The organism is Streptomyces griseus (genome assembly GCF_001715295.1).
Taxonomy (GTDB): domain Bacteria; phylum Actinomycetota; class Actinomycetes; order Streptomycetales; family Streptomycetaceae; genus Streptomyces; species Streptomyces griseus_G.
In genome coordinates, this window is record NZ_MDKB01000002.1 from 422,351 (window position 1) to 445,647 (window position 23,297).

23 protein-coding genes are annotated in these 23,297 nt (G+C 70.9%); 8 read left to right on the top strand and 15 right to left on the bottom strand.

Going from position 1 to position 23,297, the window contains the following annotated elements; translation table 11 throughout:
- The first annotated feature begins 181 nt into the window (after nucleotides 1-181).
- Nucleotides 182-1,333 (top strand): ABC transporter ATP-binding protein, encoded by a 1,152-nt coding sequence (locus tag BA175_RS08355; protein WP_069170659.1) that lies wholly within the window; start codon nucleotides 182-184, stop codon nucleotides 1,331-1,333.
- Nucleotides 1,330-2,202, top strand: a complete 873-nt coding sequence (locus BA175_RS08360; RefSeq protein ID WP_069170660.1) for an ABC transporter permease subunit — start codon at nucleotides 1,330-1,332, stop codon at nucleotides 2,200-2,202. Before BA175_RS08355 ends, BA175_RS08360 begins: the two co-directional genes overlap by 4 nt.
- Before the next feature lie 11 nt (nucleotides 2,203-2,213).
- Here BA175_RS08360 and BA175_RS08365 read toward each other — a convergent pair whose 3' ends face one another.
- Nucleotides 2,214-2,543 carry an ATP/GTP-binding protein gene (locus BA175_RS08365; protein ID WP_069170661.1) on the bottom strand — a complete coding sequence of 110 codons (330 nt, stop codon included), beginning with the start codon at nucleotides 2,541-2,543 and terminating at the stop codon, nucleotides 2,214-2,216.
- A gap of 212 nt (nucleotides 2,544-2,755) precedes the next feature.
- Between BA175_RS08365 and BA175_RS08370 the strand changes: the two genes are divergently transcribed.
- Complete coding sequence (locus BA175_RS08370) at nucleotides 2,756-3,787, top strand: LLM class flavin-dependent oxidoreductase (RefSeq protein WP_069170662.1); 1,032 nt, start codon at nucleotides 2,756-2,758, stop codon at nucleotides 3,785-3,787.
- A 97-nt stretch (nucleotides 3,788-3,884) separates the two neighbouring features.
- Here BA175_RS08370 and BA175_RS08375 read toward each other — a convergent pair whose 3' ends face one another.
- A complete protein-coding gene (locus tag BA175_RS08375) occupies nucleotides 3,885-4,277 on the bottom strand; it encodes an SCO5389 family protein (RefSeq protein WP_014154035.1) in 393 nt (130 codons plus the stop codon).
- Nucleotides 4,278-4,541: 264 nt separating this feature from the next.
- Here BA175_RS08375 and nucS point away from each other — a divergent pair, with 264 nt between their 5' ends.
- Nucleotides 4,542-5,213: an endonuclease NucS gene (gene nucS / locus BA175_RS08380; protein ID WP_069170663.1), complete on the top strand. Its 672-nt coding sequence runs from the start codon at nucleotides 4,542-4,544 to the stop codon at nucleotides 5,211-5,213.
- 159 nt (nucleotides 5,214-5,372) lie between these two features.
- On the opposite strand, the gene BA175_RS08385 is transcribed toward nucS, so the two are convergent.
- From BA175_RS08385 to BA175_RS08395, 3 genes are all read right to left on the bottom strand, one after another.
- Nucleotides 5,373-7,862, bottom strand: coding sequence for an ATP-binding protein (locus BA175_RS08385; protein ID WP_069170664.1), 2,490 nt, complete (start codon nucleotides 7,860-7,862; stop codon nucleotides 5,373-5,375).
- 213 nt (nucleotides 7,863-8,075) lie between these two features.
- Nucleotides 8,076-8,399 carry an STAS domain-containing protein gene (locus BA175_RS08390; protein WP_069170665.1) on the bottom strand — a complete coding sequence of 108 codons (324 nt, stop codon included), beginning with the start codon at nucleotides 8,397-8,399 and terminating at the stop codon, nucleotides 8,076-8,078.
- 230 nt (nucleotides 8,400-8,629) lie between these two features.
- A complete protein-coding gene (locus tag BA175_RS08395) occupies nucleotides 8,630-9,478 on the bottom strand; it encodes a 3-hydroxyacyl-CoA dehydrogenase family protein (RefSeq protein WP_069170666.1) in 849 nt (282 codons plus the stop codon).
- Nucleotides 9,479-9,901: 423 nt separating this feature from the next.
- On the opposite strand from BA175_RS08395, the gene BA175_RS08400 reads away from it, so the two are divergent.
- Complete coding sequence (locus BA175_RS08400; protein ID WP_069170667.1) at nucleotides 9,902-10,474, top strand: cob(I)yrinic acid a,c-diamide adenosyltransferase; 573 nt, start codon at nucleotides 9,902-9,904, stop codon at nucleotides 10,472-10,474.
- Here BA175_RS08400 and BA175_RS08405 read toward each other — a convergent pair whose 3' ends face one another.
- Complete coding sequence (locus BA175_RS08405; protein ID WP_069170668.1) at nucleotides 10,475-11,059, bottom strand: hypothetical protein; 585 nt, start codon at nucleotides 11,057-11,059, stop codon at nucleotides 10,475-10,477.
- 151 nt (nucleotides 11,060-11,210) lie between these two features.
- Between BA175_RS08405 and BA175_RS08410 the strand changes: the two genes are divergently transcribed.
- From BA175_RS08410 to BA175_RS08420, 3 genes are all read left to right on the top strand, one after another.
- The gene (locus tag BA175_RS08410) at nucleotides 11,211-12,407 is read left to right on the top strand and encodes a sensor histidine kinase (protein WP_069170669.1); all 1,197 of its coding nucleotides are present in this window, start codon (nucleotides 11,211-11,213) and stop codon (nucleotides 12,405-12,407) included.
- Nucleotides 12,404-13,054 carry a response regulator gene (locus BA175_RS08415; protein ID WP_069170670.1) on the top strand — a complete coding sequence of 217 codons (651 nt, stop codon included), beginning with the start codon at nucleotides 12,404-12,406 and terminating at the stop codon, nucleotides 13,052-13,054. The genes BA175_RS08410 and BA175_RS08415 overlap by 4 nt, the downstream gene beginning before the upstream one ends.
- A gap of 170 nt (nucleotides 13,055-13,224) precedes the next feature.
- Entirely contained in the window at nucleotides 13,225-15,111 is a 1,887-nt protein-coding gene (locus tag BA175_RS08420; protein WP_069170671.1) for a glycoside hydrolase family 18 chitinase, read from the top strand.
- A 248-nt stretch (nucleotides 15,112-15,359) separates the two neighbouring features.
- On the opposite strand, the gene BA175_RS08425 is transcribed toward BA175_RS08420, so the two are convergent.
- The 9 genes from BA175_RS08425 to atpB form a co-directional block, all read right to left on the bottom strand.
- Nucleotides 15,360-15,806 carry a DUF2550 domain-containing protein gene (locus BA175_RS08425; protein WP_069172010.1) on the bottom strand — a complete coding sequence of 149 codons (447 nt, stop codon included), beginning with the start codon at nucleotides 15,804-15,806 and terminating at the stop codon, nucleotides 15,360-15,362.
- 141 nt (nucleotides 15,807-15,947) lie between these two features.
- Complete coding sequence (locus BA175_RS08430; RefSeq protein WP_069170672.1) at nucleotides 15,948-16,322, bottom strand: F0F1 ATP synthase subunit epsilon; 375 nt, start codon at nucleotides 16,320-16,322, stop codon at nucleotides 15,948-15,950.
- Between the two features lie 109 nt (nucleotides 16,323-16,431).
- A complete protein-coding gene (atpD, locus tag BA175_RS08435) occupies nucleotides 16,432-17,874 on the bottom strand; it encodes a F0F1 ATP synthase subunit beta (protein ID WP_069170673.1) in 1,443 nt (480 codons plus the stop codon).
- Complete coding sequence (locus BA175_RS08440; RefSeq protein WP_069170674.1) at nucleotides 17,874-18,815, bottom strand: F0F1 ATP synthase subunit gamma; 942 nt, start codon at nucleotides 18,813-18,815, stop codon at nucleotides 17,874-17,876. The genes atpD and BA175_RS08440 overlap by 1 nt, the downstream gene beginning before the upstream one ends.
- A gap of 3 nt (nucleotides 18,816-18,818) precedes the next feature.
- Entirely contained in the window at nucleotides 18,819-20,390 is a 1,572-nt protein-coding gene (gene atpA / locus BA175_RS08445) for a F0F1 ATP synthase subunit alpha (RefSeq protein WP_069170675.1), read from the bottom strand.
- Nucleotides 20,391-20,535: 145 nt separating this feature from the next.
- Complete coding sequence (locus BA175_RS08450; RefSeq protein WP_069170676.1) at nucleotides 20,536-21,351, bottom strand: F0F1 ATP synthase subunit delta; 816 nt, start codon at nucleotides 21,349-21,351, stop codon at nucleotides 20,536-20,538.
- Nucleotides 21,348-21,893 (bottom strand): F0F1 ATP synthase subunit B, encoded by a 546-nt coding sequence (locus BA175_RS08455; protein WP_069170677.1) that lies wholly within the window; start codon nucleotides 21,891-21,893, stop codon nucleotides 21,348-21,350. Before BA175_RS08455 ends, BA175_RS08450 begins: the two co-directional genes overlap by 4 nt.
- Before the next feature lie 42 nt (nucleotides 21,894-21,935).
- A complete protein-coding gene (gene atpE / locus BA175_RS08460; protein WP_069170678.1) occupies nucleotides 21,936-22,181 on the bottom strand; it encodes an ATP synthase F0 subunit C in 246 nt (81 codons plus the stop codon).
- 75 nt (nucleotides 22,182-22,256) lie between these two features.
- The gene (gene atpB / locus BA175_RS08465; protein WP_069170679.1) at nucleotides 22,257-23,072 is read right to left on the bottom strand and encodes a F0F1 ATP synthase subunit A; all 816 of its coding nucleotides are present in this window, start codon (nucleotides 23,070-23,072) and stop codon (nucleotides 22,257-22,259) included.
- Nucleotides 23,073-23,297 lie beyond the last annotated feature (225 nt).

The following is a 23,297-nucleotide window of genomic DNA, read 5'->3' on the forward strand; positions in this document are numbered from 1 at the left end:
CGTGCGTGCCGAAGCGTGGCCGCTCGGTCAGAGGTCATCCCACAGGCTCTGAGCCCCACGCCGCACCGCCGCGACCGCTTGGCCGTAACAGGTACCGCCTGGTTATCCTCCTAACTCTTACGGGGGTGCGCGGCCGACCGGCCTGTCGCCCCGACGACAGACACGTCGATGGGGCTGGAGAATGATCGAGGCAGTCGGCCTGACGAAGCGCTACGGCGCCAAGACGGCCGTGCACAACCTTTCCTTCCAGGTGCGGCCGGGAGCGGTCACGGGCTTCCTCGGCCCCAACGGGTCGGGCAAGTCCACCACCATGCGCATGATGCTCGGCCTGGACCGGCCGACCTCGGGCCATGTGACGATCGGCGGTCACGCCTTCCGGAGCCTCCCCAACGCGCCGCGTCAGGTGGGCGCTCTGCTGGACGCCAAGGCGGTGCACGGCGGGCGCAGCGCCCGCAACCACCTCCTGTGCCTCGCCCAGCTGGCCGGTATCCCGGCCGCCCGGGTGGACGAGGTCCTCGGTGTCGTCGGCCTGCAGGACGTCGCCAAGAGGCGGTCCAAGGGCTTCTCGCTCGGCATGGGCCAGCGGCTCGGGATCGCGGCGGCGCTGCTCGGTGACCCGCAGGTGCTGCTCTTCGACGAGCCGGTCAACGGACTCGACCCCGAGGGCATCCTGTGGGTGCGCAACCTGATGAAGCGACTGGCGTCGGAGGGCCGTACGGTCTTCGTCTCCAGCCACCTGATGAGCGAGATGGCGGTGACCGCCGACCATCTGATCGTGATCGGGCGGGGTCAGCTGCTCTCCGACATGAGCGTCAAGGACTTCATCTCCGCCAACTCCGCGGACTTCGCCCGGGTGCGCGTCTCCACGGACCGGCCGGAGGGCCGGGAGAAGCTGACGGCCTCGCTCACCGAGGCGGGCGGCCGGGTCATGCCGGAGGCCGACGGGGCCCTGCGGGTCACCGGTCTCGGGCTGCCCCGGATCAGCGACCTGGCGCACGCGGCGGAAGTGCGGCTGTGGGAGCTCTCCCCGCATCAGGCCTCCCTGGAGGAGGCGTACATGCGGATGACGCAGGCCGCCGTGGACTACCGTTCGACGGCCGACGCCAAGGCGGGACTCCAGCCGCCGCCCGGTTACGGGGCTCCCGGGCTGCCCGGCCACGTCGCGCCGCCTCCGCCCGAGGTGCCGCAGCAGGGCTGGTACGCCCCGCCGCCTCCCGGACAGAACCCCTACGCCGCACCCGCCGCGCCTCACGGACCCGTACCGGCGGCCGGGACCGCTCCGGCGGCACCCGCAGATCCGACCACGCGCGAGACCAGCGAGGACCCCCGATGACGACACCGGCCACCCCGCCGCCGCAGGCACCCGGACAGCCCTTCCAGCAGCCGCAGCAGGGCCTGGGCGGCCCGGCGGGCACCTACGCCTCGCCGATCCCGGTGCGCAGCCCCGGCCTGGGCGACGCGATCGCGTCCGAGTGGACGAAGATCCGCTCCGTGCGCTCCACGATGTGGACCCTCGGGGTGATGATCGTGCTGCTGCTCGCGGTGGGGCTGCTCTCGGCCTTCGCCGTCGGTGCCTCGGACGCGGAGCTCGAGGACACCCCGGTGCTGAGTCTCGGCTTCTTCGGCGTCCTGCTCGGTTCGATCTGTGTGATCACCCTGGGCGTGCTGACCATCTCCTCGGAGTACGGCACGGGCATGATCCGTACCACGCTGACCGCCTGCCCGAGCCGCTCCCGGGTACTGATCGCGAAGTCCGTCGTCTTCTTCCTGCTCACCTTCTCGATCACCGCGGTGACGACGGGGATCGTCGGCCTGCTGCAGACGGCCATGCTGGGCGGCGCGACGCCCGGCGGGGACGACTGGCTGCGCGCCACGGTGGGGGTGGCTCTCTACGTGGCGACGCTCGGGCTGCTCTCGCTCGCCGTCGGCGCGCTCGTCCGGCACTCGGCCGGGGCGATCACCCTCATGATCGCCGTGGTCCTGCTGCCGCTGGTGCTCGCGATGTTCATGTTCTCGCCGAGCCTGGCCGACCTGCAGCAGGCACTCCTCGAGTACTCGATCCCCAGCCAGCTCGCCGCGTTCTACGACGCCTCGGTCACCCCGTCGGGGCCGTCCGGCTGGGAACCGCTGTGGATCGTCCTCGGGGTGACGGCCGTCGCCATGACCGGCGCCTTCGCCTCCCTGGACCGCCGGGACGTCTGAGCCGCCCGGCCTCAGTAGCGCGGAGCGTTCCTGGACCGCTGCACCCGTGTGGTGCGGCGGTCCTTGGCGTTCCAGCAGGCCTTGTGCCAGTGCCTGCGGTCGTCGATGCCGCCGAATTCCGGCCAGGCGACCAGGTGCGGGACGCCGGAGGGGATCTCCTGGTCGCAGCCGGGGCAGCGGTAGCGCTTGCCCGCGGCGCTCGCACCGCTCACCGGGCGCACCGACCACTCCTCGCCCTGCCAGCTCTCGGTGGCCCCGCCCCCGCCGTACCGCCCGGCCGCCTCTCGTGCGTTGCCGGTGGGGCTCTCGCCGCCTCGGGGGCGGTTGCGGCGCGGGGACACGGGACACCTCACGGGGCGCGGTACGGGCAGTTCCCGTCCAGCGTAGAGCCCCGTGCGGCCGGCCGGTGCCCGCCGGTGACGGGGGTGTCCCGAGGGACGGAGGGGTTAGCGGAAAATCGCAACAACTTCCCCCGTGGGCCGTGCCTTTGGCACGTGTCGGGCGTTGTTGCCGGTAGGGGGAGCCGCGTCGGGCCGTAAGGAGGGAGAAGGCGATGCGCGTGGGAACGTTCGTTCTGGCAGCACAGTTTCCCGGCCAGGGACAGGGCGAGGCCCTGCTCCGGGCCGTCCGGTCCGCGGAGGTCGCGGAGGAGTCCGGGCTCGATGCGGTCTGGCTGGCGGAACACCATTTCGTGCCGTACGGCGTGTGTCCCTCTGCCGTCACCCTGGCCGGGCTGCTGCTCGGCCGCACCCGCCGGATCCAGGTGGGCACCGCGGTGAGCGTCCTGTCGACGCAGCACCCCGTCTCCCTCGGCGAGCAGGCCGCGCTGCTGCATCTGACCAGCGGCGGACGCTTCGTCCTGGGGGTGGGACGCGGGGGGCCGTGGGTGGACCTGGAGGTGTTCGGCGGGGGTCTGGACGCCTACGAGAAGGGCTTCCCCGAATCGCTGGAGCTGCTGCTGGAGTGGCTCCACGAGCCCCGGGTGGCGGGGAGCGGCGAGCGCTACGGCTTCCGCGAGGTGGCCGTCGTGCCCCGCGCGGACGAGATCCTGGGGGACGGCCCCGCCGCCCCGGAGGTGATCGTGGCGTGCACGTCGCCGAAAAGCGTGAAACTCGCCGCCGAAAAGGGTTTGCCGATGCTGCTCGGAATGCACTGCGACGACGAGGAGAAGGCCGGCATGGTCGCCCTGTGGCGTTCCGCCGCCCGCGAGGCCGGTCAGCCGGCCGAGGTGGCGGAGCGGATCGGACATGTGTCCGCAGGGGTGGCCCAGGTCGCCGACGGGCCGGGCGAGGCCGCCGAGACGCTCGTGAAGGCGATGCCGGGCTGGCTGCGGCAGGGGCTGGAGGCCCATGTCACGGTCGACGGCAGACACCGCGTGATGCGGGACCCCGTCGCGTACACGGAACTCCTGTGCGGTCTGCACCCGGTGGGGCCGCCCCGGTTCGCCGCGGACCGGCTCGCGGCCACGGCGGAGCGCACGGGCATCACCCGCTTCGCCCTCCTGGTGGAGGGGTCGGGCGACCTCGCGGCGACCGAGGAGAACGTACGGCGGATCGGCACGGAGGTGCTGCCCCTGCTGACGTGAGGCGGGCATGCGGGTGACCCTGGTGGTGCGGTGGTGCGGGGGCTGCCGCCCCGGAGCCAGTTGCACCTCCCGCGGCCCGAAGCGGCAGCAGAAGCGCTCAGCAGTCCCGTAGTTCGGGTGACTGATTGAGCAACTGCCCCCTCACCGACGTGAATCGGGCCAGCCGCTCGTCGACCGAGGCGTCCAGCGGGAACACCGCGACGCGGTGGCAGTTCTGGAATGCCAGACGCACTCCGAAGTGCCGCTGCAGCGCGCCGCGTATCGCATCACTCGCGAGCGCGCGCAGCAGCTGACCACGTGCCTGCTCGTCCGGCGGAGGCGTCTGGTTGTCGGCGAACTGTCCACCGTCCACCTTCAGCTGGGCCACCAGGGAGCTGATCATCTCCCATGCGTAGGGCAGGGAGGTCCGGACGCAGTCGACGAAGTCGGCTTCGTCGACCTCGCCTCGCTCGGCCTGTTCCAAGAGGGCCGGTGAGACGTCGAGCGACATGGGTTCTCCTCTCGCGACCCCGGCGGGTCACCGGGGCCTTACGGGCAGGGAAGGGGGTCGGCGACGCTGTGTGCACAGACGACGACCTCCTGCTTCCACGGTAAGGGCGCAGTCCGGGCCGCACCAGGAGATTGGGAACACAACCGGCCACTGACGAAGTGGTCGCAAAGGCGGACAAGCCCGAAGGGCGTACGTCAAGGGCCGTACCGGCCGTCCGGCCCGCGAATCGCGCCGGACGCCGGTGGTCGAGTAGCGTTGCCGACCATGCGTCTCGTCATCGCCCGTTGCTCCGTCGATTACGCGGGCCGGCTCACCGCCCACCTGCCCTCCGCCCCCCGTCTGATCCTCGTGAAGGCGGACGGCAGCGTCTCGATCCACGCCGACGACCGGGCGTACAAACCTCTCAACTGGATGTCACCGCCGTGCACCCTGAAGGAGGGCGCCGACGGCAGCGAAGGCGTCTGGACCGTGGTGAACAAAGCGGGCGAGAAACTGATCATCACCATGGAGGAAGTCCTCCACGACTCGTCCCACGAGCTGGGGGTGGACCCCGGGCTCATCAAGGACGGGGTGGAAGCGCACCTCCAGGAACTGCTCGCCGACCGCATCGAGACACTCGGCGACGGTTACACCCTGATCCGCCGTGAGTACCCGACCGCCATCGGCCCGGTGGACATCCTGTGCCGGGACGCGGACGGCGGGACCGTGGCCGTGGAGCTCAAGCGGCGCGGCGACATCGACGGCGTGGAGCAGCTGACCCGGTACCTGGACCTCCTCAACCGGGACCCGCACCTGGCGCCGGTACGGGGCGTCTTCGCGGCGCAGGAGATCAAGCCGCAGGCACGGGTGCTGGCGACGGACCGGGGCATCGGGTGCCTGGTACTCGACTACGACGCGATGCGCGGTATCGAGGACGACAAGCTGCGTCTGTTCTGACCCAGGGCGGGCGGCTTCCGCCGGGCGTCCCGGGCGTTCCCGGGCGGCCCACCGCGGGCGGTCGCCCCGGTCCGGCGGTCGCGGGCTCGGGTGCCCCGGGGCGGCCGTCCTGGTCCGCCGGACGGGCCGGGTTGCGGCGCGTCCGGCGGTTCCCGGGTCTCAGGCGACGGCCGGGGTGGCGTCCGAGGGGCTCTCCGGTCCCGTACCGGCGTCGGAGGCCGTCGCCGACTCCGCGGGGCCGCTCGCCGAGTTGGTGGTCTCCGGCCCGGTCGCCGTCTCGCTGGGAGCCGGCTCCGTCGTGCTCTCGCTGGGGCTGGGTTCCGGCGAGGTCGCCGGGGGTGAGCTGGTCGGCGTGGTGGTCGGCCTGGTCGGCTTCACGGTGGGCGACGGATCCCCGGACGCCGGCGGGTCGCTGGGGCTGCCGCTGGAGGAGTCCGTCGGCTCCGGGCTCTCCTCGGGGCTCGACGTACCGGGGGACGGTGTCGCGCTGCCGGAGGGGACGGCGCTGTCCGGGGCTCCCGGGGAGACGGCCCCGCCCGCCGGGCCGTCTCCGGAGACCGGGTCTTCGGCCGGCTCGTCCGTGGGGGGCCCGTCCTGTCCGGCCTCGTCCTCGGTGACCGACTGCTCGGTCGTGACGTCGCGGCCCTCGGGATCCTCGCCGCCGGACGTCACGCCCAGCGTCACCATGGTGCCCAGCACGGCGGCCAGCAGGGCGCCCGCGCCCACCGCGGCCAGATTGCGCCGGGCGCTCAGGAACACCCGCGGAAGGCCGCCGGGGACCCGGGCCGGGGCCCGGGCGGCAGGGGGCGGAGGCACCTGCCGGGAGACCAGGGTGTGCGGTTCCTCGATGTGACGGGGGAAGAGCGGCGGGGCGGCCGGCACCCCGCCGGGCGGCAGGGCGTGCGGGACCTCGGCCGCCAGGACGCCGGCGCCCGGGGCGGGCGTGCCCGAGCGGTCCTCGACGAGGGCCAGCGCCCTGCGTCCCGCCACGGCCCCCGCCTTGTCGGCGAGCGCGCCCCGCATCCCGATGGACGCCTCCAGCTCCGCCCTGGCCCGGTCGAGGTGGCCGGCGCAGAGCGCGAGAACGCCCAACTCGTGGTGGAAGTAGGCCTCCTCGGCCACCTCACCGGCGATCCTGGCGGCTTCCTGGCCGATCCTGAGGGCCTTCTCCCAGGCGCTCCAGTGCATCCCCGCCGCGAACGCCGGAGAGGCGCTGCGGGCCAGCAGGACGGCCACGCCGGCCTGGCCCCCCGCTTCGCCCGGCAGGAGGGGTGCCATCGAGGCGAGGAGGGCGTCCGCCTCGGCGACGGCGCGCTCCGGGGTGACGGACGGGTGCCCCGCCCACCAGGCGTAGTGCTGGGCGGCGCTGCGGGCGCGCGCCGCCGCGTCGTCGCCGTAACCGCCCGCCTCCAGCTGGGCCAGCACCCCGGCGGCCAGCCGGTAGCGCGGGCCTGCCGGTGAGAGCAGACCGCACTGGGACAGTTCGCCCAGCGCGGCATCGGCGTGGGTGTCCCCCACGAGGGCCGGCAGGTGGGCCTGGTGCGGTACTTCCCCGCCCAGCGCGACGGCGAAGTGCAGGGTCTCGCGGGCCGCCTCGCTCAGCCGGGAGGCGAGCAGCGCGGCGGGAGCCGCGCCCTCACCCAGGCTGGGCAGGGGCGGGTCCTTCGGCTCGATCCGGCCGAACGGCGTGTCGGCGGGTTCGTCGTCCTCGGGACCGTGGGGGGACTGCGGGTCGGCGCGCATCTCGTCGCGCTGGCGCAGCAGGGCCCCGGCCTGGACGAAGCGCAGCGGCAGCCCTTCGGACTCGAACCACAGGTCGCCCGCCCAGTTGGCCTCCTCGTCGGTGAGGGCGCGCTCCACGACGTGTTCCAGGAGCTCGAGCGAGGTCCCGCGCCCCAGACCGGAGAGGAAGACCTCTTCGAGGTCCGTGTCGGCGGCGGGGGTGGGCACCTCCGCCGTCGCGGCGAAGAGGAACGCGCACTCGGGTGTGGCGTCCAGGAGTTCCTGCAGGGCCGCGCCGCCCAGCTCCAGGTCGTCGAGCACGACGACGGCGCCGATGCCGTGGAGCAACGCCAGGAGCCCTTCGCGGTCGGGGCGGTACAGCGGAGCCTCGTAGACGGTCTCGAAGAGGCCGTACAGCAGGTCCGTGACGGTCCGCTTGTGCCCCGAGAGCCGGACGACCCCGTCGGGGGCCAGGTCGGCGCAGTCGGCGGCGACGGCGTTCAGCAGGGCCGTGCGACCGGAGCCGGCGGGGCCGGTGAGCCGCACCGAGCGACCTCGCGCCAGCAGCCGTACGAGCCGCTCACGCTCGTCCTGGCGCTCGAGGAGCGGCAGCCGGGGCGCGGGCGGCCCCGGCGGTACGGGCGGGGCCGCGGCACGCTCCCGCTCGGCGCGCTGCGCGGCGGTGCGGCGCACGGGGGTCGGGGGCTGCTCCCCGGGCCGGCACGGCTCGATCTCGCTGCCGTCGACCGGGTTGACGGTGAGCAGGAAGCTGCCCGATGTCAGCCGCACCGTGCGGGACTGCTGTGCGGCCTGGTGCCCGAAGTCCGGCGTGAGCGCCTCACGGGACTGCCGCCGCGGTTCGGTGGCGTCCTCGGAGCGGTCGTCCTCACGGCCGTACTCTTCCGGTTCCCGGTTGGTCGGGTCCATCGTCAAGTCCCCCAGACGCGTAGCGCGGTTGCCCACCCGGCCTCGTACGCCCTGCTGTCGCTTCCGGTCCGGTGTCCGCCCGTGGGTCCGTGAACCGGCAGACGGCCGAAACCCTAAACCTTCGCACAGTATCGGTGCACCGGCGGGGGGCCGCACCGCCCAGCCCGTCACGTTCTCATGAGGATTGTGCGTGAATCGGCGCGGGAACAGCTTTCAGACGCGCGGCAGGGCGTCTGCGGCGATTCCGCCCTCGATGGCCAGAATGCGATGCAGTCGCGTCGCGACGAGCAGGCGCTGCATCTGCGGCGGGACGCCGCGCAGTACCAGCCGACGGCCCGCCCGGCCCGCCCGTCGGTGCGCACCCATGATGACGCCGAGTCCGGTGGCGTCCCAGGAGTCCAGTTCGGTCAGGTCCAGTACGAGGTCGCCCCGTCCGTCGTCGACGGCCGCGTGCAGAACCGTACGGGCGTCCGCCGCGCTTCGGACGTCGAGGCGGCCCCCGACGACCATCTCGGCGTGGTCGCCCCTGATGTGCATATGCGCTCCCCGGATGACTCCGCAGCAAGGTCGGTCTGTCTGAAAACTCTTCCGTCTCCGCACCAAGTGACTGCCGCAACGACACGGAAGTTGCCGTCTGTGAGCGAACCGATACCGAATTCACCCCGAGGGGTGAACGCGGGTTCACCGGATCAGTGGGATCCGGGCACCGCATCCCACGGGATCCCCGGCCGCTGACGGCACATCGACAGCCGGGGACCCGGTAACGATCAGTAGGTGTAGAAGCCCTGCCCGCTCTTGCGGCCGATGTCACCTGCGTCGACCATCCGGCGCATCAGCTCCGGGGCGGCGAACTTCTCGTCCTGCGACTCGGTGTAGATGTTGCCCGTGGCGTGCAGCAGGATGTCGACGCCGGTCAGGTCCGCCGTCGCGAGCGGGCCCATGGCGTGGCCGAAGCCGAGCTTGCAGGCGGTGTCGATGTCCTCGGCGGAGGCGACGCCCGACTCGTACAGCTTGGCCGCCTCGACGACGAGGGCCGAGATCAGCCGGGTGGTGACGAAGCCGGCGACGTCACGGTTGACGACGATGCAGGTCTTGCCGACGGACTCGGCGAACTCCCGTGCGGTGGCGAGGGCTTCGTCGCTGGTCTTGTAGCCGCGCACCAGCTCGCAGAGCTGCATCATGGGGACGGGCGAGAAGAAGTGCACGCCGACGACGCGCTCCGGGCGCTCCGTCACGGCCGCGATCTTGGTGATCGGGATGGCGGAGGTGTTGGAGGCGAGGACGGTGTCCTCCCGTACGACCTTGTCGAGCGCCCGGAAGATCTCGTGCTTGACCTCGAGCTTCTCGAAGACGGCCTCGACGACGACGTCGGCGTCGGCCACGGCGTCGAGGTCGGTCGTCGTCGTGATCCGGGCGAGCGCGGCCTCGGCGTCGGCCGCCTCCAGCTTGCCCTTGGAGACGAACCTGCCGTAGCTCGCCTCGATGCCGTCGCGCCCGCGGGCCAGGGCCTCGTCGGTGACGTCGCGCAGGACGACGTCCCAGCCCGCCTGGGCGGAGACCTGCGCGATGCCGGACCCCATGAGTCCGGCGCCGATGACGGCGAGCTTCCTGGCCACGTTCGCACCCCTATGCACTGTCGACGGTTCACATGCTCTCCGGCGGAGGTTAGTACCCGTGAGGGGCCGTGGGGCGGCTAAGAGATGCGCGTCACGTCTCACATGACGGACATCACACCGGCCCACCCCATCCGGCGGCGTGCCGCGCGTAGTTGGGCCCTGCCGCCGGGCGGGGCCCTCCATGCGGTCCGGAAGGGCCGGGCCCTCCCCGGGCGCCCCGATCCTGCCGGGCCCTTCCCGGCGGGCGGGCGGCGCCCCGGCGGGCGGGCGGCGCACCGAGGGACCGGGCCGCACACCCGGGACCGCGTCCGGCCGTGCCGTCGCCCGTCGCGCCCCTGCCCGCAGGACGTGGGGGAAGGCCCGGACGGTGCCGCTCCCCCGACCGGCCGGAACGGTCCGGACGGGAGACCCTAGGCTGACCCCATGGTCAATCTGACGCGCATCTACACCCGCACCGGCGACCAGGGCACCACCGCCCTCGGGGACATGAGCCGGACCGCGAAGACCGATCTGCGGATCTCCGCGTACGCCGACGCCAACGAGGCCAACGCCGTGATCGGTACGGCGATCGCGCTCGGCAACCTGTCCGAGGACGTGGTGAAGGTTCTCGTCCGCGTCCAGAACGACCTGTTCGACGTGGGCGCGGACCTGAGCACCCCGGTGGTCCGGGACCCGAAGTACCCGCCGCTGAGGGTCGAGCAGTCCTACGTCGACAAGCTGGAGGCCGACTGCGACACCTTCCTGGAGGAGCTGGAGAAGCTCCGGAGCTTCATCCTGCCGGGAGGTACGCCGGGGGCTGCCCTGCTGCACCAGGCGTGCACGGTGGTCCGGCGGGCCGAACGGTCGACGTGGGCGGCGCTGGAGGTGCACGGGGACACGATGAACGCGCTGACGGCGACGTACCTCAACCGCCTCTCGGACCTCCTGTTCATCCTCGCCAGATCGGCGAACAAGGAGGTCGGGGACGTCCTGTGGGTGCCCGGAGGGGAGCGCTGATCAGCGCTCCCTGCGCGACGGGCCGGTGCGCCGACGGCCGCTGTCCGGCCGGTCCGGCTCCCGCTTGGGGAACAGGGTGTACGACACGGCGATGAGCAGGTTGACGCCGATCAGCCACAGCATCCTCTGCTGCCAGACACGCAGCGAACCGGTCTCCCCGTCCCCGCCGACGTACCAGATCGCCGCCTGGAGGAGGGCCGCCGCCGTCAGGGCGGCGAGCACCCAGCGGGCCGCCGTACGCCACTCGTGGGCGGCCCGCGCCATCCCGTACCTGGGGGGTTTCACGGGGGCCGGGCCGCCCGCGAAGCGGTGGGCGACCCTGGCGTCGACCCATCGGATGGTGGAGGGGCCCAGGCCCACGGTGAAGCCGATGTAGACGGCGGCCAGGCCGTGCTTCCAGTCCGGTGCGGCGCCGTTCCTCAGGTCGACGGCCGTCACCACCAGCAGCACCACCTCCAGCACGGGCTCGCACAGCAGGACGGCCGCGCCGAGTCCCGGCCTCCTCGCGGCGTACCGCAGCAGGAGTCCCGCCGCCAGCAGGACCCAGAAGCCCACCTCGCACAGGATGATCAGTGTGACGATCACGGTCGTTCTCCCTCCGGTCCCTTCCAGGCTCCCCTCCGCGGCGGCCCGTCTCGTCGTCGGCGGTGACGAGACGGGACTGCATCCTTCGATGTACTCGAGGCTCGTCCGCCGTACGGAAGCCCGGCGGGGATCCGGCGTGTTGGATGGAAGGGTGCTCTCTCTCACCCGCCCCCACCGCCACGACGTACTGCTCGCGGCGACCGGCCTGGCCGGTGGCCTTCTCCTGTGGCTGGTCGGCCTGCACCTCCAGAACGGCCGGCCGTTCTCCGCGCCCTGGACGGCGCTCCTGCCGCTCGCCGGGATGGCGTGCCTGGAACTGCTGCGCCGGAGCGCGCCGCGGACTGCGGTAGTCGCCGGCACCCTCGTCCTGGTCGCCGACCAGTTCACGCCGGGCAACCTGGCGACCGTGCTGATGTACACCGATCTCATGTACGCGGCGGTGGTGTACGGGACCCCGGCCGCCGCCCGCCGTATCCCGGTCACGGCCTTCCTGGTGACCGTGGCCGTCACGATCGGCTTCTTCGCCTGGTTCCGCACCGGGCAGGCTCTGCTGATCGGCACCGTCACCGGCATGGTGTCGTTCGCCCCGGCGATCACCGGTGTCAGTGTGCGCAACCACCGCGACGCCGCCGAGGCGGCCCGGCTGCGTGCCGACCAGACGGCGCTGCTGGCCGAGATGGACCGGGTCCAGGCCGTGACGGCCGAACGGTCCCGGATGGCCCGGGAGCTGCACGACATGGTGGCGGGCCATCTCTCCGCGATCGCCATCCACTCCACCGCCGCGCTGTCCATCGACGATCCGGGCACCTCCCGCGACGCTCTGGGCGTGATCCGGGAGAACAGCGTCATGGGGCTGGCCGAGATGCGCCGGCTGATCGGGCTGCTGCGTGACGGCAGCGGCGACGACGGGCCGAGCGCGGCGCCGACCCTCGCCTCCCTGGACGCGCTGGTCGCGCAGGCGGGGTCCACCTCCGCGGCCGACGGGCTGACCGTCACCCTGGACGACGGCCACCGGGGGGCCGGCCCGCTGCCCGCCCCGGTGGAACTGGCCGCGTACCGCATCGTCCAGGAGTCCCTGACGAACGCGCTGAAGCACGCCGCACCGGGACCGGTCGAGGTGCGGCTGGGGCGGTCGGGGGGCCGGCTGACGGTGGAGGTGAGCAGCGTGACGGGTGACCGGCCGGGCCCGCGCGCACCCGGCTCGGGCACCGGCCTCCTGGGGATGCGGGAACGGGTGGCGCTGCTCGGCGGGACGTTCGACGCGGGGCCGGTGTCCGGGACGGACGGCACCGCACGCTGGCGGGTACGGGCGGAACTGCCCGTCGGTGAAGGGAAGATCGGGCGATGACGATCCGGGTACTGGTCGCCGAGGACCAGTCGGCGGTGCGCGCGGGGCTGGTGCTGATCCTGGGCAGCGCCCCGGACATCGAGGTGGCGGGCGAGGCGGGCGACGGGGAGGCCGCGGTCCGCATGGCCCGCGAACTGCGCCCCGACGTGGTGCTGATGGACGTGCAGATGCCCCGGCTCGACGGGGTCTCCGCGACGCGGCAGGTCGTGTCGGAGGGGCTCGCGGACGTGCTGGTGCTGACCACCTTCGATCTGGACGAGTACGTCTTCGGCGCGCTGCGCGCGGGTGCCGCCGGATTCCTGCTGAAGCATGCCGACGCGCGCGAACTGATCGAGGCCGTGCGCACGGTGGCCCGGGGCGAGGGCCTGATCGCCCCGGGCGTGACGCGCCGGCTGATCGCGGAGTTCGCCGGTACGGCCCCGGTGCGCAGGCCCGGAGCACCGGAACCCGGGGCGCTCGACGCACTGACCCGGCGGGAGCGCGAGGTGCTCGTCTGCCTCGGCCAGGGCCTCTCGAACGCCGAGATCGCGGGGCGGCTGTCGATGGCGGAGGCGACGGTGAAGACGCACGTCAGCAGGCTGCTCGGAAAGCTGGAGCTGCGCAGCCGGGTACAAGCGGCGGTGCTCGCGCGGGAATGGGGGCTCTGAAGTCGGGCGGGAACTTTGGTCTGGACCTCTTGACGATTGGTCCAGACCTTCCTAATCTCACCGAACACGCACGCTGCGGTGAGTACGCCATGACAAGCGCGCTCAGGGCGACGCAGGGTTTGCAGTCCACGGACCACCCCCGTTTGTCGGACCTCACCCGAGGAGCACCGTTGAGCACCGAATCCCCCCAACGCCGTCCGAGACTCCGATGGAGACTGGGAACCGGCGGAGCCACCCGCTCCAAGGCGGTCGCGGGCTTCACCGCGCTGCTGCTGCCGCTCGCCGCCATGGTCGGGCTGGCCTCCCCCGCCGAGGCCGCGACCTCGGCGACGGCCACCTACCTCAAGAAGTCGGACTGGGGCACCGGTTTCGAAGGGCAGTGGACGGTCAAGAACACCGGCACCACCACCCTGTCCTCCTGGACGATCGAGTGGGACTTCCCCTCCGGCACCGCGGTCGGCTCCGCCTGGGACGCCACCGTCACCGGTTCCGGAACCCACTGGACCGCCAAGAACCTCAGCTGGAACGGCTCGGTCGCCCCGGGCGCCAGCATCAGCTTCGGCTTCAACGGCACCGGCTCCGGCTCCCCCACCGGCTGCAAGCTGAACGGCGCCTCCTGTGACGGCGGCAGTGTCCCCGGCGACAACGCCCCCTCCGCGCCTGGCACCCCCGCCGCGAGCGGCGTCACGGACACTTCGGTGAAGCTCACCTGGAGCGCCGCGACGGACGACAAGGGCGTCAAGAACTACGACGTCCTGCGCGACGGCGCCAAGGTCGCCACGGTCACCGGCACCACGTACACGGACACCGGACTCACCGCCGGGACCGACTACTCGTACACCGTGCAGGCCCGCGACACCGCCGACCAGACCGGTCCGGTCAGCGGTTCGGTCAAGGTCCACACCACCGGGGGCGGTACCGACCCCGGTGGTCCCGGCACCGGTGACAAGGTCAACCTCGGCTACTTCACCAACTGGGGCGTCTACGGGCGCAACTACCACGTCAAGAACCTCGTGACCTCGGGCTCCGCCGCGAAGATCACGCACATCAACTACGCGTTCGGCAACGTCCAGGGCGGCAAGTGCACCATCGGTGACGCCTACGCCGACTACGACAAGGCCTACACCGCCGACCAGTCGGTCGACGGCGTCGCCGACACCTGGGACCAGCCGCTGCGCGGGAACTTCAACCAGCTGCGCAAGCTCAAGGCGAAGTACCCCGGCATCAAGGTCATCTGGTCCTTCGGCGGCTGGACCTGGTCCGGTGGCTTCGGTGCCGCGGCCCAGAACCCCGCCGCGTTCGCCCAGTCCTGCTACGACCTGGTGGAGGACCCCCGCTGGGCCGACGTCTTCGACGGCATCGACATCGACTGGGAGTACCCCAACGCCTGCGGTCTCACCTGTGACACCAGCGGCCCGGCCGCGCTGAAGAACCTCGCCTCGGCGCTGCGTACCAAGTTCGGATCGAACAACCTGGTCACCGCCGCGATCACCGCGGACGGCTCCGCCGGCGGCAAGATCGACGCGGCCGACTACGCGGGCGCCGCCCAGTCCTTCGACTGGTACAACGTCATGACGTACGACTTCTTCGGCGCCTGGGAGGCCAAGGGCCCGACGGCGCCGCACTCCCCGCTTACCTCCTACAGCGGCATCCCGCAGGAAGGCTTCAACTCCGCGGCCGCCATCGCCAAGCTCAAGGCCAAGGGCGTCCCGGCCAAGAAGCTGCTGCTCGGCATCGGCTTCTACGGCCGCGGCTGGACCGGCGTCACCCAGGCCGCCCCCGGCGGCACGGCGACCGGCGCGGCCGCGGGCACGTACGAGGCGGGCATCGAGGACTACAAGGTCCTCAAGAACACCTGCCCGGCCACCGGCACCATCGCCGGCACCGCCTACGCCCACTGCGGCACCAACTGGTGGAGCTACGACACCCCGGCCACGATCACGTCCAAGATGGCCTGGGCGAACAGCCAGGGTCTGGGAGGCGCGTTCTTCTGGGAGTTCAGCGGTGACACCGCGAACGGCGAGCTCGTGAGCGCGATGGACAGCGGCCTCAACTAGTTCACCCGCTCCACCGCTCCGCCCCGCACAAGCGCCGGGGAGACAGGTCCGCCCCCTGTCTCCCCGGCTTTCGCGTGTTCCCAGGACTCCCACCGTGAACGCTCGGTCCCGGTCCGGGCCTGCGTCACACCCGCCCGGACGGTCCGCCCGGCGGACGGGGAAGAGACCTGCCACGACCCCGTCGGCCCTCCGCGGAACCTCCCGGCGAAGGCCGTCCCGTGCACCCGATCAGGGCCTGGCGGCCGGCCCTACGCCACGTTGACCCGCTGGCCGGGCGGTGCCGCCTCCAGCCAGGCGAGGAAACCTGTCAGCGCGTCCTCGCTCATCGCCAGCTCCAGGCGGGTCCCCCGGTGGAGACAGCCGAGCACGACGGAATCGGACAGGAGCGCCAGCTCCTCCTCGCCCTCGGGCAGCCGGCGGGCGACCACCTCGATGGCGGAACGCTCCAGGGCACGGCGGGGGCGGGGCGCGTAGGAGAAGACCCGGAACCAGTCGACGCGGTCACCGCTGTAGCGGGCCACGCCGTACACCCACCCCTTGCCGGACGGATCGGGCTCCTCGGACACGTCCCAGCGCAGGCTGCAGTCGAAGGTTCCACCGGAACGCTGGATCAGCCGCCGGCGCAGGCCGAAGACGAACAGACCCACCGCGACCAGCACGACGACCAGGCCGCCCAGCCACAGAGCGAGGACCATCTTCACCGACCTCCTCGCATCGTCGAGAAACGGATACCGAACCGAGCCGAACCGAACCGCACCTGCATCGCCTCAGCCGCGACACGGTCTGGATCACTCCAGAACGGGCCGCGGCTGAGTAAAAACTTCTCGTGGGGACGCTCAGTGCGCCGCCACCGCACGCAGTCGCACGTCGGCACGCCGCTCGGCGGCGGCGTCCGTGTCCGACTTCGCACGCTCCAGCGCGCGCTCGGCACGCTGGACGTCGATCTCGTCGGCAAGCTCCGCGATCTCGGCGAGCAGCGAGAGCTTGTTGTCCGCGAACGAGATGAAACCGCCGTGCACAGCGGCGACAACCGTCCCGCCGTCGCTCGTACGGATCGTCACCGGGCCCGATTCCAGCACACCCAGAAGCGGCTGGTGACCGGGCATGACGCCGATGTCGCCGGACGTGGTACGTGCGACAACGAGGGTGGCCTCGCCGGACCAGACACTGCGGTCCGCGGCGACCAGCTCGACATGCAGCTCAGCAGCCAAGGGTGGCTCCTCGGGTCACCACCCGGCGGTCGTGCCGGGTGTTGGGTCAATTCTACGGGGCGTGGTGAGGGGGGCGGGACACACCCACCCCCCTCGGTGAGCCGGAGGCTCAGGAGACGCCGAGCTCCTTGGCCTTGGCCTTGAGGTCGTCGATGCCACCGCACATGAAGAACGCCTGCTCGGGGAAGTGGTCGTACTCCCCGTCACAGATCGCGTTGAACGCGGCGATCGACTCGTCGAGCGGAACGTCCGAACCGTCCAGGCCGGTGAACTGCTTGGCGGCGTGGGTGTTCTGCGACAGGAAGCGCTCGACACGACGGGCACGGTGGACGACGAGCTTGTCCTCCTCGCCCAGCTCGTCGATACCGAGGATCGCGATGATGTCCTGGAGGTCCTTGTACTTCTGCAGGATCCCCTTCACGCGGCTGGCGGCCTCGTAGTGGTCCTGCGCGATGTAACGCGGGTCCAGGATGCGGGACGTCGAGTCCAGCGGGTCCACGGCCGGGTAGATGCCCTTCTCGGAGATCGGACGGGAGAGAACCGTCGTCGCGTCGAGGTGGGCGAACGTGGTGGCCGGGGCCGGGTCGGTCAGGTCGTCCGCGGGGACGTAGATCGCCTGCATCGAGGTGATCGAGTGACCACGCGTCGAGGTGATGCGCTCCTGGAGCACACCCATCTCGTCGGCCAGGGTCGGCTGGTAACCCACCGCGGACGGCATGCGGCCGAGCAGCGTGGAGACCTCGGAACCGGCCTGCGTGAAGCGGAAGATGTTGTCGATGAAGAGCAGCACGTCCTGCTTCTGCACATCGCGGAAGTACTCCGCCATGGTCAGGGCGGACAGCGCGACCCGCAGACGGGTGCCCGGCGGCTCGTCCATCTGGCCGAAGACCAGCGCGGTCTTGTCCAGGACGCCCGACTCGGTCATCTCGTCGATGAGGTCGTTGCCCTCACGGGTGCGCTCACCGACACCGGCGAACACCGACACACCGTCGTGCAGCTTCGCCACACGCATGATCATTTCCTGGATGAGGACCGTCTTGCCGACGCCCGCACCACCGAACAGACCGATCTTGCCGCCCTTGACGTACGGGGTCAGCAGGTCGACGACCTTCAGGCCGGTCTCGAACATCTCGGTCTTCGACTCGAGCTGGTCGAAGGCCGGGGCCTTGCGGTGGATCGGCCAGCGCTCGGTGATCTGCGCCTCGGCCTCCGGCTCGTTCAGGATCTGACCGAGGGTGTTGAAGACCTTGCCCTTGGTCACGTCACCGACGGGGACGGTGATGCCCGCGCCCGTGTCGGTCACCGGGGCCTGGCGGACCAGACCGTCGGTGGGCTGCATCGAGATCGCGCGGACCACGCCGTCGCCCAGGTGCTGGGCGACCTCGAGGGTCAGCGTCTTACGGGCGCCGGCCTCGGCCGGGTCGTCGACCTCGACGTGCAGGGCGTTGTAGATCTCCGGCATCGCGTCGACGGGGAACTCCACGTCGACGACCGGGCCGATGACCCGGGCGACGCGGCCCGTGGCAGCGGCCGTCTCAACTGTCGTCGTCATTACTTGTCACTCCCCGCGGACGCGTCGGCCAGAGCACCTGCACCGCCGACGATCTCGCTGATTTCCTGGGTGATTTCGGCCTGGCGGGCCGCGTTGGCAAGCCGGGAGAGGCTCTTGATGAGGTCCCCGGCGTTGTCGGTCGCCGACTTCATCGCGCGGCGGCGGGCAGCGTGCTCGGAAGCGGCGGCCTGCAGCAGCGCGTTGTAGATGCGGCTCTCGACGTAGCGCGGCAGAAGGGCGTCGAGGACGTCCTCGGCCGACGGCTCGAAGTCGAACAGCGGAAGGATCTCGTCCTTGGTCCCGCTCTTCTCCGTGCCCTCGGCGTCGGCCGCAGAGGTCACGGCGTCGAGCGACAGAGGCAGCATCCGGCCGTCGACCGCGTTCTGCGTCATCATCGAGACGAACTCGGTGAAGACGATGTGCAGCTCGTCGACCCCGCCCTCGGCCGTGTCCTTCTGGATGGACTCGATCAGGGGCGCGGCGATCTTCTTGGCGTCCGAGTACTCGGGACTGTCGGTGAAGCCCGTCCACGACTCCGTGACCTTGCGCTCACGGAAGCCGTAGTACGCGACACCCTTGCGGCCGACGATGTACGTGTCGACCTCCTTGCCCTCGGCCGCCAGCCGCTCCCGCAGCCGCTCCGCCGCCTTGATGGCGTTGGAGGAGTAGCCGCCGGCCAGACCACGGTCGCTCGTGAGGAGCAGGACCGCGGCCCGGGCCGGAGCCTCGACCTCGGTGGTGAGCGGGTGGTTGGTGTTGGAGCCGGTCGCCACCGCGGTCACCGCACGGGTGAGCTCGGTCGCGTACGGCATCGACGCCGCCACCTTGCGCTGCGCCTTGACGATGCGCGAGGCGGCGATCATCTCCATCGCCTTGGTGATCTTCTTGGTCGCGGTGACGGCTTGGATGCGGCGCTTGTAAACGCGAAGCTGAGCGCCCATCGATCAGCCCTCGCCCAGGAGCTTGCCGTCCGAGGTCTCGAACTGCTGCTTGAACGCGGCGATCGCGTCGGCGATCGACTGCAGCGTGTCGTCGGACATCTTCGCGCCCTCGGCGATGCTGGTCAGGAGGTCCTTGCGCTCGCGGCGCAGGTACTCCAGCAGCTCGCTCTCGAAGCGGCGGATGTCCTCGACCGGGACGTCGTCCATCTTGCCGGTGGTGCCGGCCCAGACGGAGACGACCTGCTCCTCGACGGGGAACGGTGCGTACTGCGGCTGCTTCAGCAGCTCGACCATGCGCTTACCGCGCTCCAGCGACGCCTTGGAGGCCGCGTCCAGGTCGGAACCGAAGGCGGCGAACGCCTCCAGCTCGCGGTACTGGGCGAGGTCCACACGGAGGCGGCCGGACACCTGGCGCATGGCCTTGTGCTGGGCGGAGCCACCGACGCGGGAGACCGAGATACCGACGTTGAGCGCCGGACGCTGACCCGCGTTGAACAGGTCGGACTCCAGGAAGCACTGGCCGTCGGTGATGGAGATGACGTTGGTCGGGATGAACGCCGACACGTCGTTCGCCTTGGTCTCGACGATCGGGAGGCCCGTCATCGAACCGGCACCCATCTCGTCGGAGAGCTTGGCGCAGCGCTCCAGCAGACGCGAGTGCAGGTAGAAGACGTCGCCCGGGTAGGCCTCACGGCCCGGCGGACGGCGCAGCAGAAGCGACACGGCGCGGTAGGCGTCGGCCTGCTTCGAGAGGTCGTCGAAGATGATGAGGACGTGCTTGCCGTCGTACATCCAGTGCTGGCCGATGGCCGAACCGGTGTACGGCGCCAGGTACTTGAAGCCGGCCGGGTCGGACGCCGGGGCGGCGACGATGGTCGTGTACTCGAGCGCGCCGGCCTCTTCCAGGGCACCGCGCACGGAGGCGATGGTGGAACCCTTCTGACCGATGGCGACGTAGATGCAGCGCACCTGCTTGTTCACGTCACCCGAGCGCCAGTTGTCACGCTGGTTGATGATCGTGTCGACGGCCAGGGCGGTCTTGCCCGTCTGGCGGTCGCCGATGATCAGCTGACGCTGGCCGCGGCCGATCGGCACCATGGCGTCGACGGCCTTGTAGCCGGTCTGCATCGGCTCGTGCACCGACTTGCGGACCATGACGCCAGGGGCCTGCAGCTCGAGGGCGCGGCGGCCTTCGGTCGCGATCTCGCCGAGACCGTCGATCGGGTTGCCGAGCGGGTCGACGACGCGGCCGAGGTAGCCCTCGCCGACGCCGACGGAGAGCACCTCACCGGTGCGCTGCACCGGCTGGCCCTCCTCGATACCGCTGAACTCGCCGAGAACGATCGCACCGATCTCGCGCTCCTCGAGGTTGAGGGCGAGACCGAGGGTTCCGTCCTCGAACTTCAGCAGCTCGTTCGCCATGGCGGAGGGCAGGCCCTCCACCTTCGCGATGCCGTCACCGGCAACGCTGACCGTACCGACCTCCTCGCGCGAGGCCGCGTCCGGCTGGTACGACTGGACAAAAGTATCCAGTGCGTCCCGGATCTCCTCCGGCCGGATCGTGAGCTCCGCCATCTGGGTTCCCTGCTCTCCTTGTTGGGCCCGAAGTTTCTCAATGGGGTCTGGGGGCGACCCCCAGGAATCTTCTGCAATTTCTGCACGGCCCAACCGGGCCGCTGTTCTTGCTCGTTCAGTTGGTGCGGTGTGGGGCTGCGCGGCGTCAGCCGGCCATCCTGCGGGTGACCTCTTCGAGGCGCTCCGCGATCGTGCCGTTGATGACCTCGTCACCGACGCGCACCGAGATCCCGCCGAGGACCTCGGGGTCCACGTCCAGGTTCAGGTGCATCTGCCGGCCGTAGATCTTCGCCAGAGCCGCGCCGAGGCGCTGCTTCTGCCGGTCGGACAGCGGCACCGCCGAGGTGACGACGGCGACCGTGCGCTCGCGGCGCTCCGCGGCGAGCCTGGACAGGGACTCGAGTCCCGCTTCCAGGCTACGTCCCCGGGGCTGCGTCACGAGACGCGTGACCACGCGCTCGGTGACCGGCTGCGCCTTCCCGCCGAGCAGGCTGCGCAGCAGCGCGCTCTTGGCGGCGGGCGTGGCCGACTTGCTGGTCAGCGCGGAGCGCAGTGCCACGTCGGAGCCGACGATCCGGCCGAACCGGAACAGCTCGTCCTCGACGTCGTCGAGCACACCCGCGCGCTGGGCCGCGGTGAGGTCGGCGGTGGCCGCCAGCTCCTCGACCGAGTCCACCAGGTCACGCGACTGCGACCAGCGGGACCGGACCATGCCGGAGACCAGGTCCACGGCTTCGCCGCTCACCTGTCCGCGCAGCAGCCGTCCGGCCAGCTCGGCCTTGGCCTCGCCGCCCTGCGACGGGTCGGTGAGGACCCGGCGCAGCGATACCTCGCGGTGGAGCAGCGCGGTGACGCCGGCCAGCTCCTCGGCGAGCTTCGCCGCGTCGACCGACGTGGAGTCGGTCAGCGCGTCGAGACGCTCGCGTGCGGCAGCCAGTGCCTCGCGGCTCGCTCCGTTCATCGGACAGCCTCGGCCTTCGCCTCGAGCTCGTCGAGGAACCGGTCGACGGTGCCGCTCTGCCGGGCGTGGTCCTCCAGGGACTCGCCGACGAGCTTGCCGGCCAGGGCGGTGGCGAGAGCGCCCACGTCCTGGCGCAGCGCGGACGCCGCTGCCTTGCGGTCGGCCTCGATCTGGGCGTGGCCGGCGGCGATGATCTCCTCGCGCTGCCGCTGACCTTCCGCCCTCATCTCCTGGATGATGACGGCGCCCTGCTCCTGCGCCTCCTGGCGCAGGCGTGCGGCCTCGTGACGGGCCTCGGCGAGCTGAGCCTTGTACTGCTCAAGAACGCTCTGGGCCTCGGTCTGAGCCGCGTCGGCCTTCTCGATACCGCCTTCGATGGCCTCGCGGCGCTCTTCCAGAACCTTGTTGATGTTCGGGAGGAGCTTCTTGGCGAGGACGCCGAAGACGATGGCGAAAGCGATCAGGCCGATGACGATCTCGGGGATCGCCGGGAGAAGCGGGTTCTGGATCTCCCCCTCGGACGCCAGTTGTAGGGCGTTCACATCAATGCCTTTCGTCGCATCGGGCAGTTGGAATGCCGCGACTTACTTGACCGGGTAGACGAAGGGCATGACGAGACCGATCAGGGCCAGCGCCTCACAGAGCACGAAGCCGAGGATCTGGTTCGAGCGGATCAGGCCGGCAGCCTCGGGCTGACGGGCGAGAGCCTGCGTGCCGTTACCGAAGATGATGCCGACGCCGACGCCGGGACCGATGGCGGCGAGGCCGTAACCGATGGAACCGAGGTTGCCCGTGATGTTGACGGCGGCGAGGGTCTCAAGAGCGGACATGCCGTTTCTTCCTTCTCTTTCAGAACCGGTGGGGGTTGGCCACCGGACGACTTTCGGGGGTGGTGCCGGGCCGGATCAGTGGTGCTCGGCGAGAGCGCCCTGAATGTAGTTGCAGGCCAGGAGGACGAACACGTAGGCCTGCAGCGCCTGGATGAACAGTTCGAAGGCGGTCATCAGGATGACCATCACGAAGGAGACACCGGCGTACGCGATGCCGATGCCGTTCAGCAGGTACCAGCTGGCGATGGTGAAGATCAGCAGCAGCACGTGGCCGGCGAACATGTTGGCGAAGAGTCGCACGGCGTGCGTGAACGGCCGGATCAGCAGGTTCGACATGATCTCGATGAGCATGACGAACGGGAGGGCCGGGCCGATCGACTTGTCGTAGCCCGAGATGTTCTTCCAGCCGCCGACGAAGCCGTGCCGCTTGAAGGTCAGGCTGACCCAGACGATGTACACGATCGCGGCCAGCGCCACCGGGAACCCGATGACCGAGACCACCGGGAACTGGGCGAGCGGGATGATGGCCCAGAGGTTCATGATCCAGATGAAGAAGAACAGCGAGACCATGAGGGGCACGTACTTCTTGCCCTCGCGCTTGCCGAGCGTCTCGAAGACCACGCCGGTGCGGATGAAGTCGTAACCCGCCTCCGCGACCATCTGCAGCTTCCCGGGCACCAGCTTCGGCTTGCTGAACGCCGCCCAGAAGAAGCCGACGACGACAACGGTGCTCAGGACCGCCAGCAGCATCGGCTTGTTGATCTCGATGCCGCCGACCGTGAACATCGGCTCGAAAACAAAGGAGTGCAGGCCAGGAGCCGGGAAGCCGCATCCGTCGAAGATGTGGCAGTCGGTCTCGAAGGCGAGCACCGTCGTCGGGTCAGCACTCACCGCGGGCTCCTTCAGCGTGGCGCATAGGTACGGCAACCTCGTTGTGTCGGCGCGGCAGGCAGCCGCTGGTCGGCACTGGACTGGTGTTACGGATGGGGGGCGGCTCAGGCATTACGCCTCGCGTAGAAGCGGGCGTCGATTCGGATCGGATGCCCGCGTCCGCAGTGCCGCAGTTGGCACCGGACGATAGCAGGGTCTCGAACGCGCGCTTATCCCGGCCCTACC

Coding starts and splice junctions, on each gene's coding strand:
- BA175_RS08370 (WP_069170662.1), top strand. CDS start 2,756: ATGCGCGTGGGAACGTTCGTTCTGGCAGCACAGTTTCCCGGCCAGGGA.
- BA175_RS08415 (WP_069170670.1), top strand. CDS start 12,404: ATGACGATCCGGGTACTGGTCGCCGAGGACCAGTCGGCGGTGCGCGCG.
- BA175_RS08390 (WP_069170665.1), bottom strand. CDS start 8,399: ATGCACATCAGGGGCGACCACGCCGAGATGGTCGTCGGGGGCCGCCTC.
- nucS (WP_069170663.1), top strand. CDS start 4,542: ATGCGTCTCGTCATCGCCCGTTGCTCCGTCGATTACGCGGGCCGGCTC.
- BA175_RS08360 (WP_069170660.1), top strand. CDS start 1,330: ATGACGACACCGGCCACCCCGCCGCCGCAGGCACCCGGACAGCCCTTC.
- BA175_RS08355 (WP_069170659.1), top strand. CDS start 182: ATGATCGAGGCAGTCGGCCTGACGAAGCGCTACGGCGCCAAGACGGCC.
- BA175_RS08385 (WP_069170664.1), bottom strand. CDS start 7,862: ATGGACCCGACCAACCGGGAACCGGAAGAGTACGGCCGTGAGGACGAC.
- BA175_RS08450 (WP_069170676.1), bottom strand. CDS start 21,351: ATGAACGGAGCGAGCCGCGAGGCACTGGCTGCCGCACGCGAGCGTCTC.
- atpD (WP_069170673.1), bottom strand. CDS start 17,874: ATGACGACGACAGTTGAGACGGCCGCTGCCACGGGCCGCGTCGCCCGG.
- atpA (WP_069170675.1), bottom strand. CDS start 20,390: ATGGCGGAGCTCACGATCCGGCCGGAGGAGATCCGGGACGCACTGGAT.
- BA175_RS08440 (WP_069170674.1), bottom strand. CDS start 18,815: ATGGGCGCTCAGCTTCGCGTTTACAAGCGCCGCATCCAAGCCGTCACC.
- BA175_RS08425 (WP_069172010.1), bottom strand. CDS start 15,806: ATGGTCCTCGCTCTGTGGCTGGGCGGCCTGGTCGTCGTGCTGGTCGCG.
- BA175_RS08400 (WP_069170667.1), top strand. CDS start 9,902: ATGGTCAATCTGACGCGCATCTACACCCGCACCGGCGACCAGGGCACC.
- atpE (WP_069170678.1), bottom strand. CDS start 22,181: ATGTCCGCTCTTGAGACCCTCGCCGCCGTCAACATCACGGGCAACCTC.
- BA175_RS08375 (WP_014154035.1), bottom strand. CDS start 4,277: ATGTCGCTCGACGTCTCACCGGCCCTCTTGGAACAGGCCGAGCGAGGC.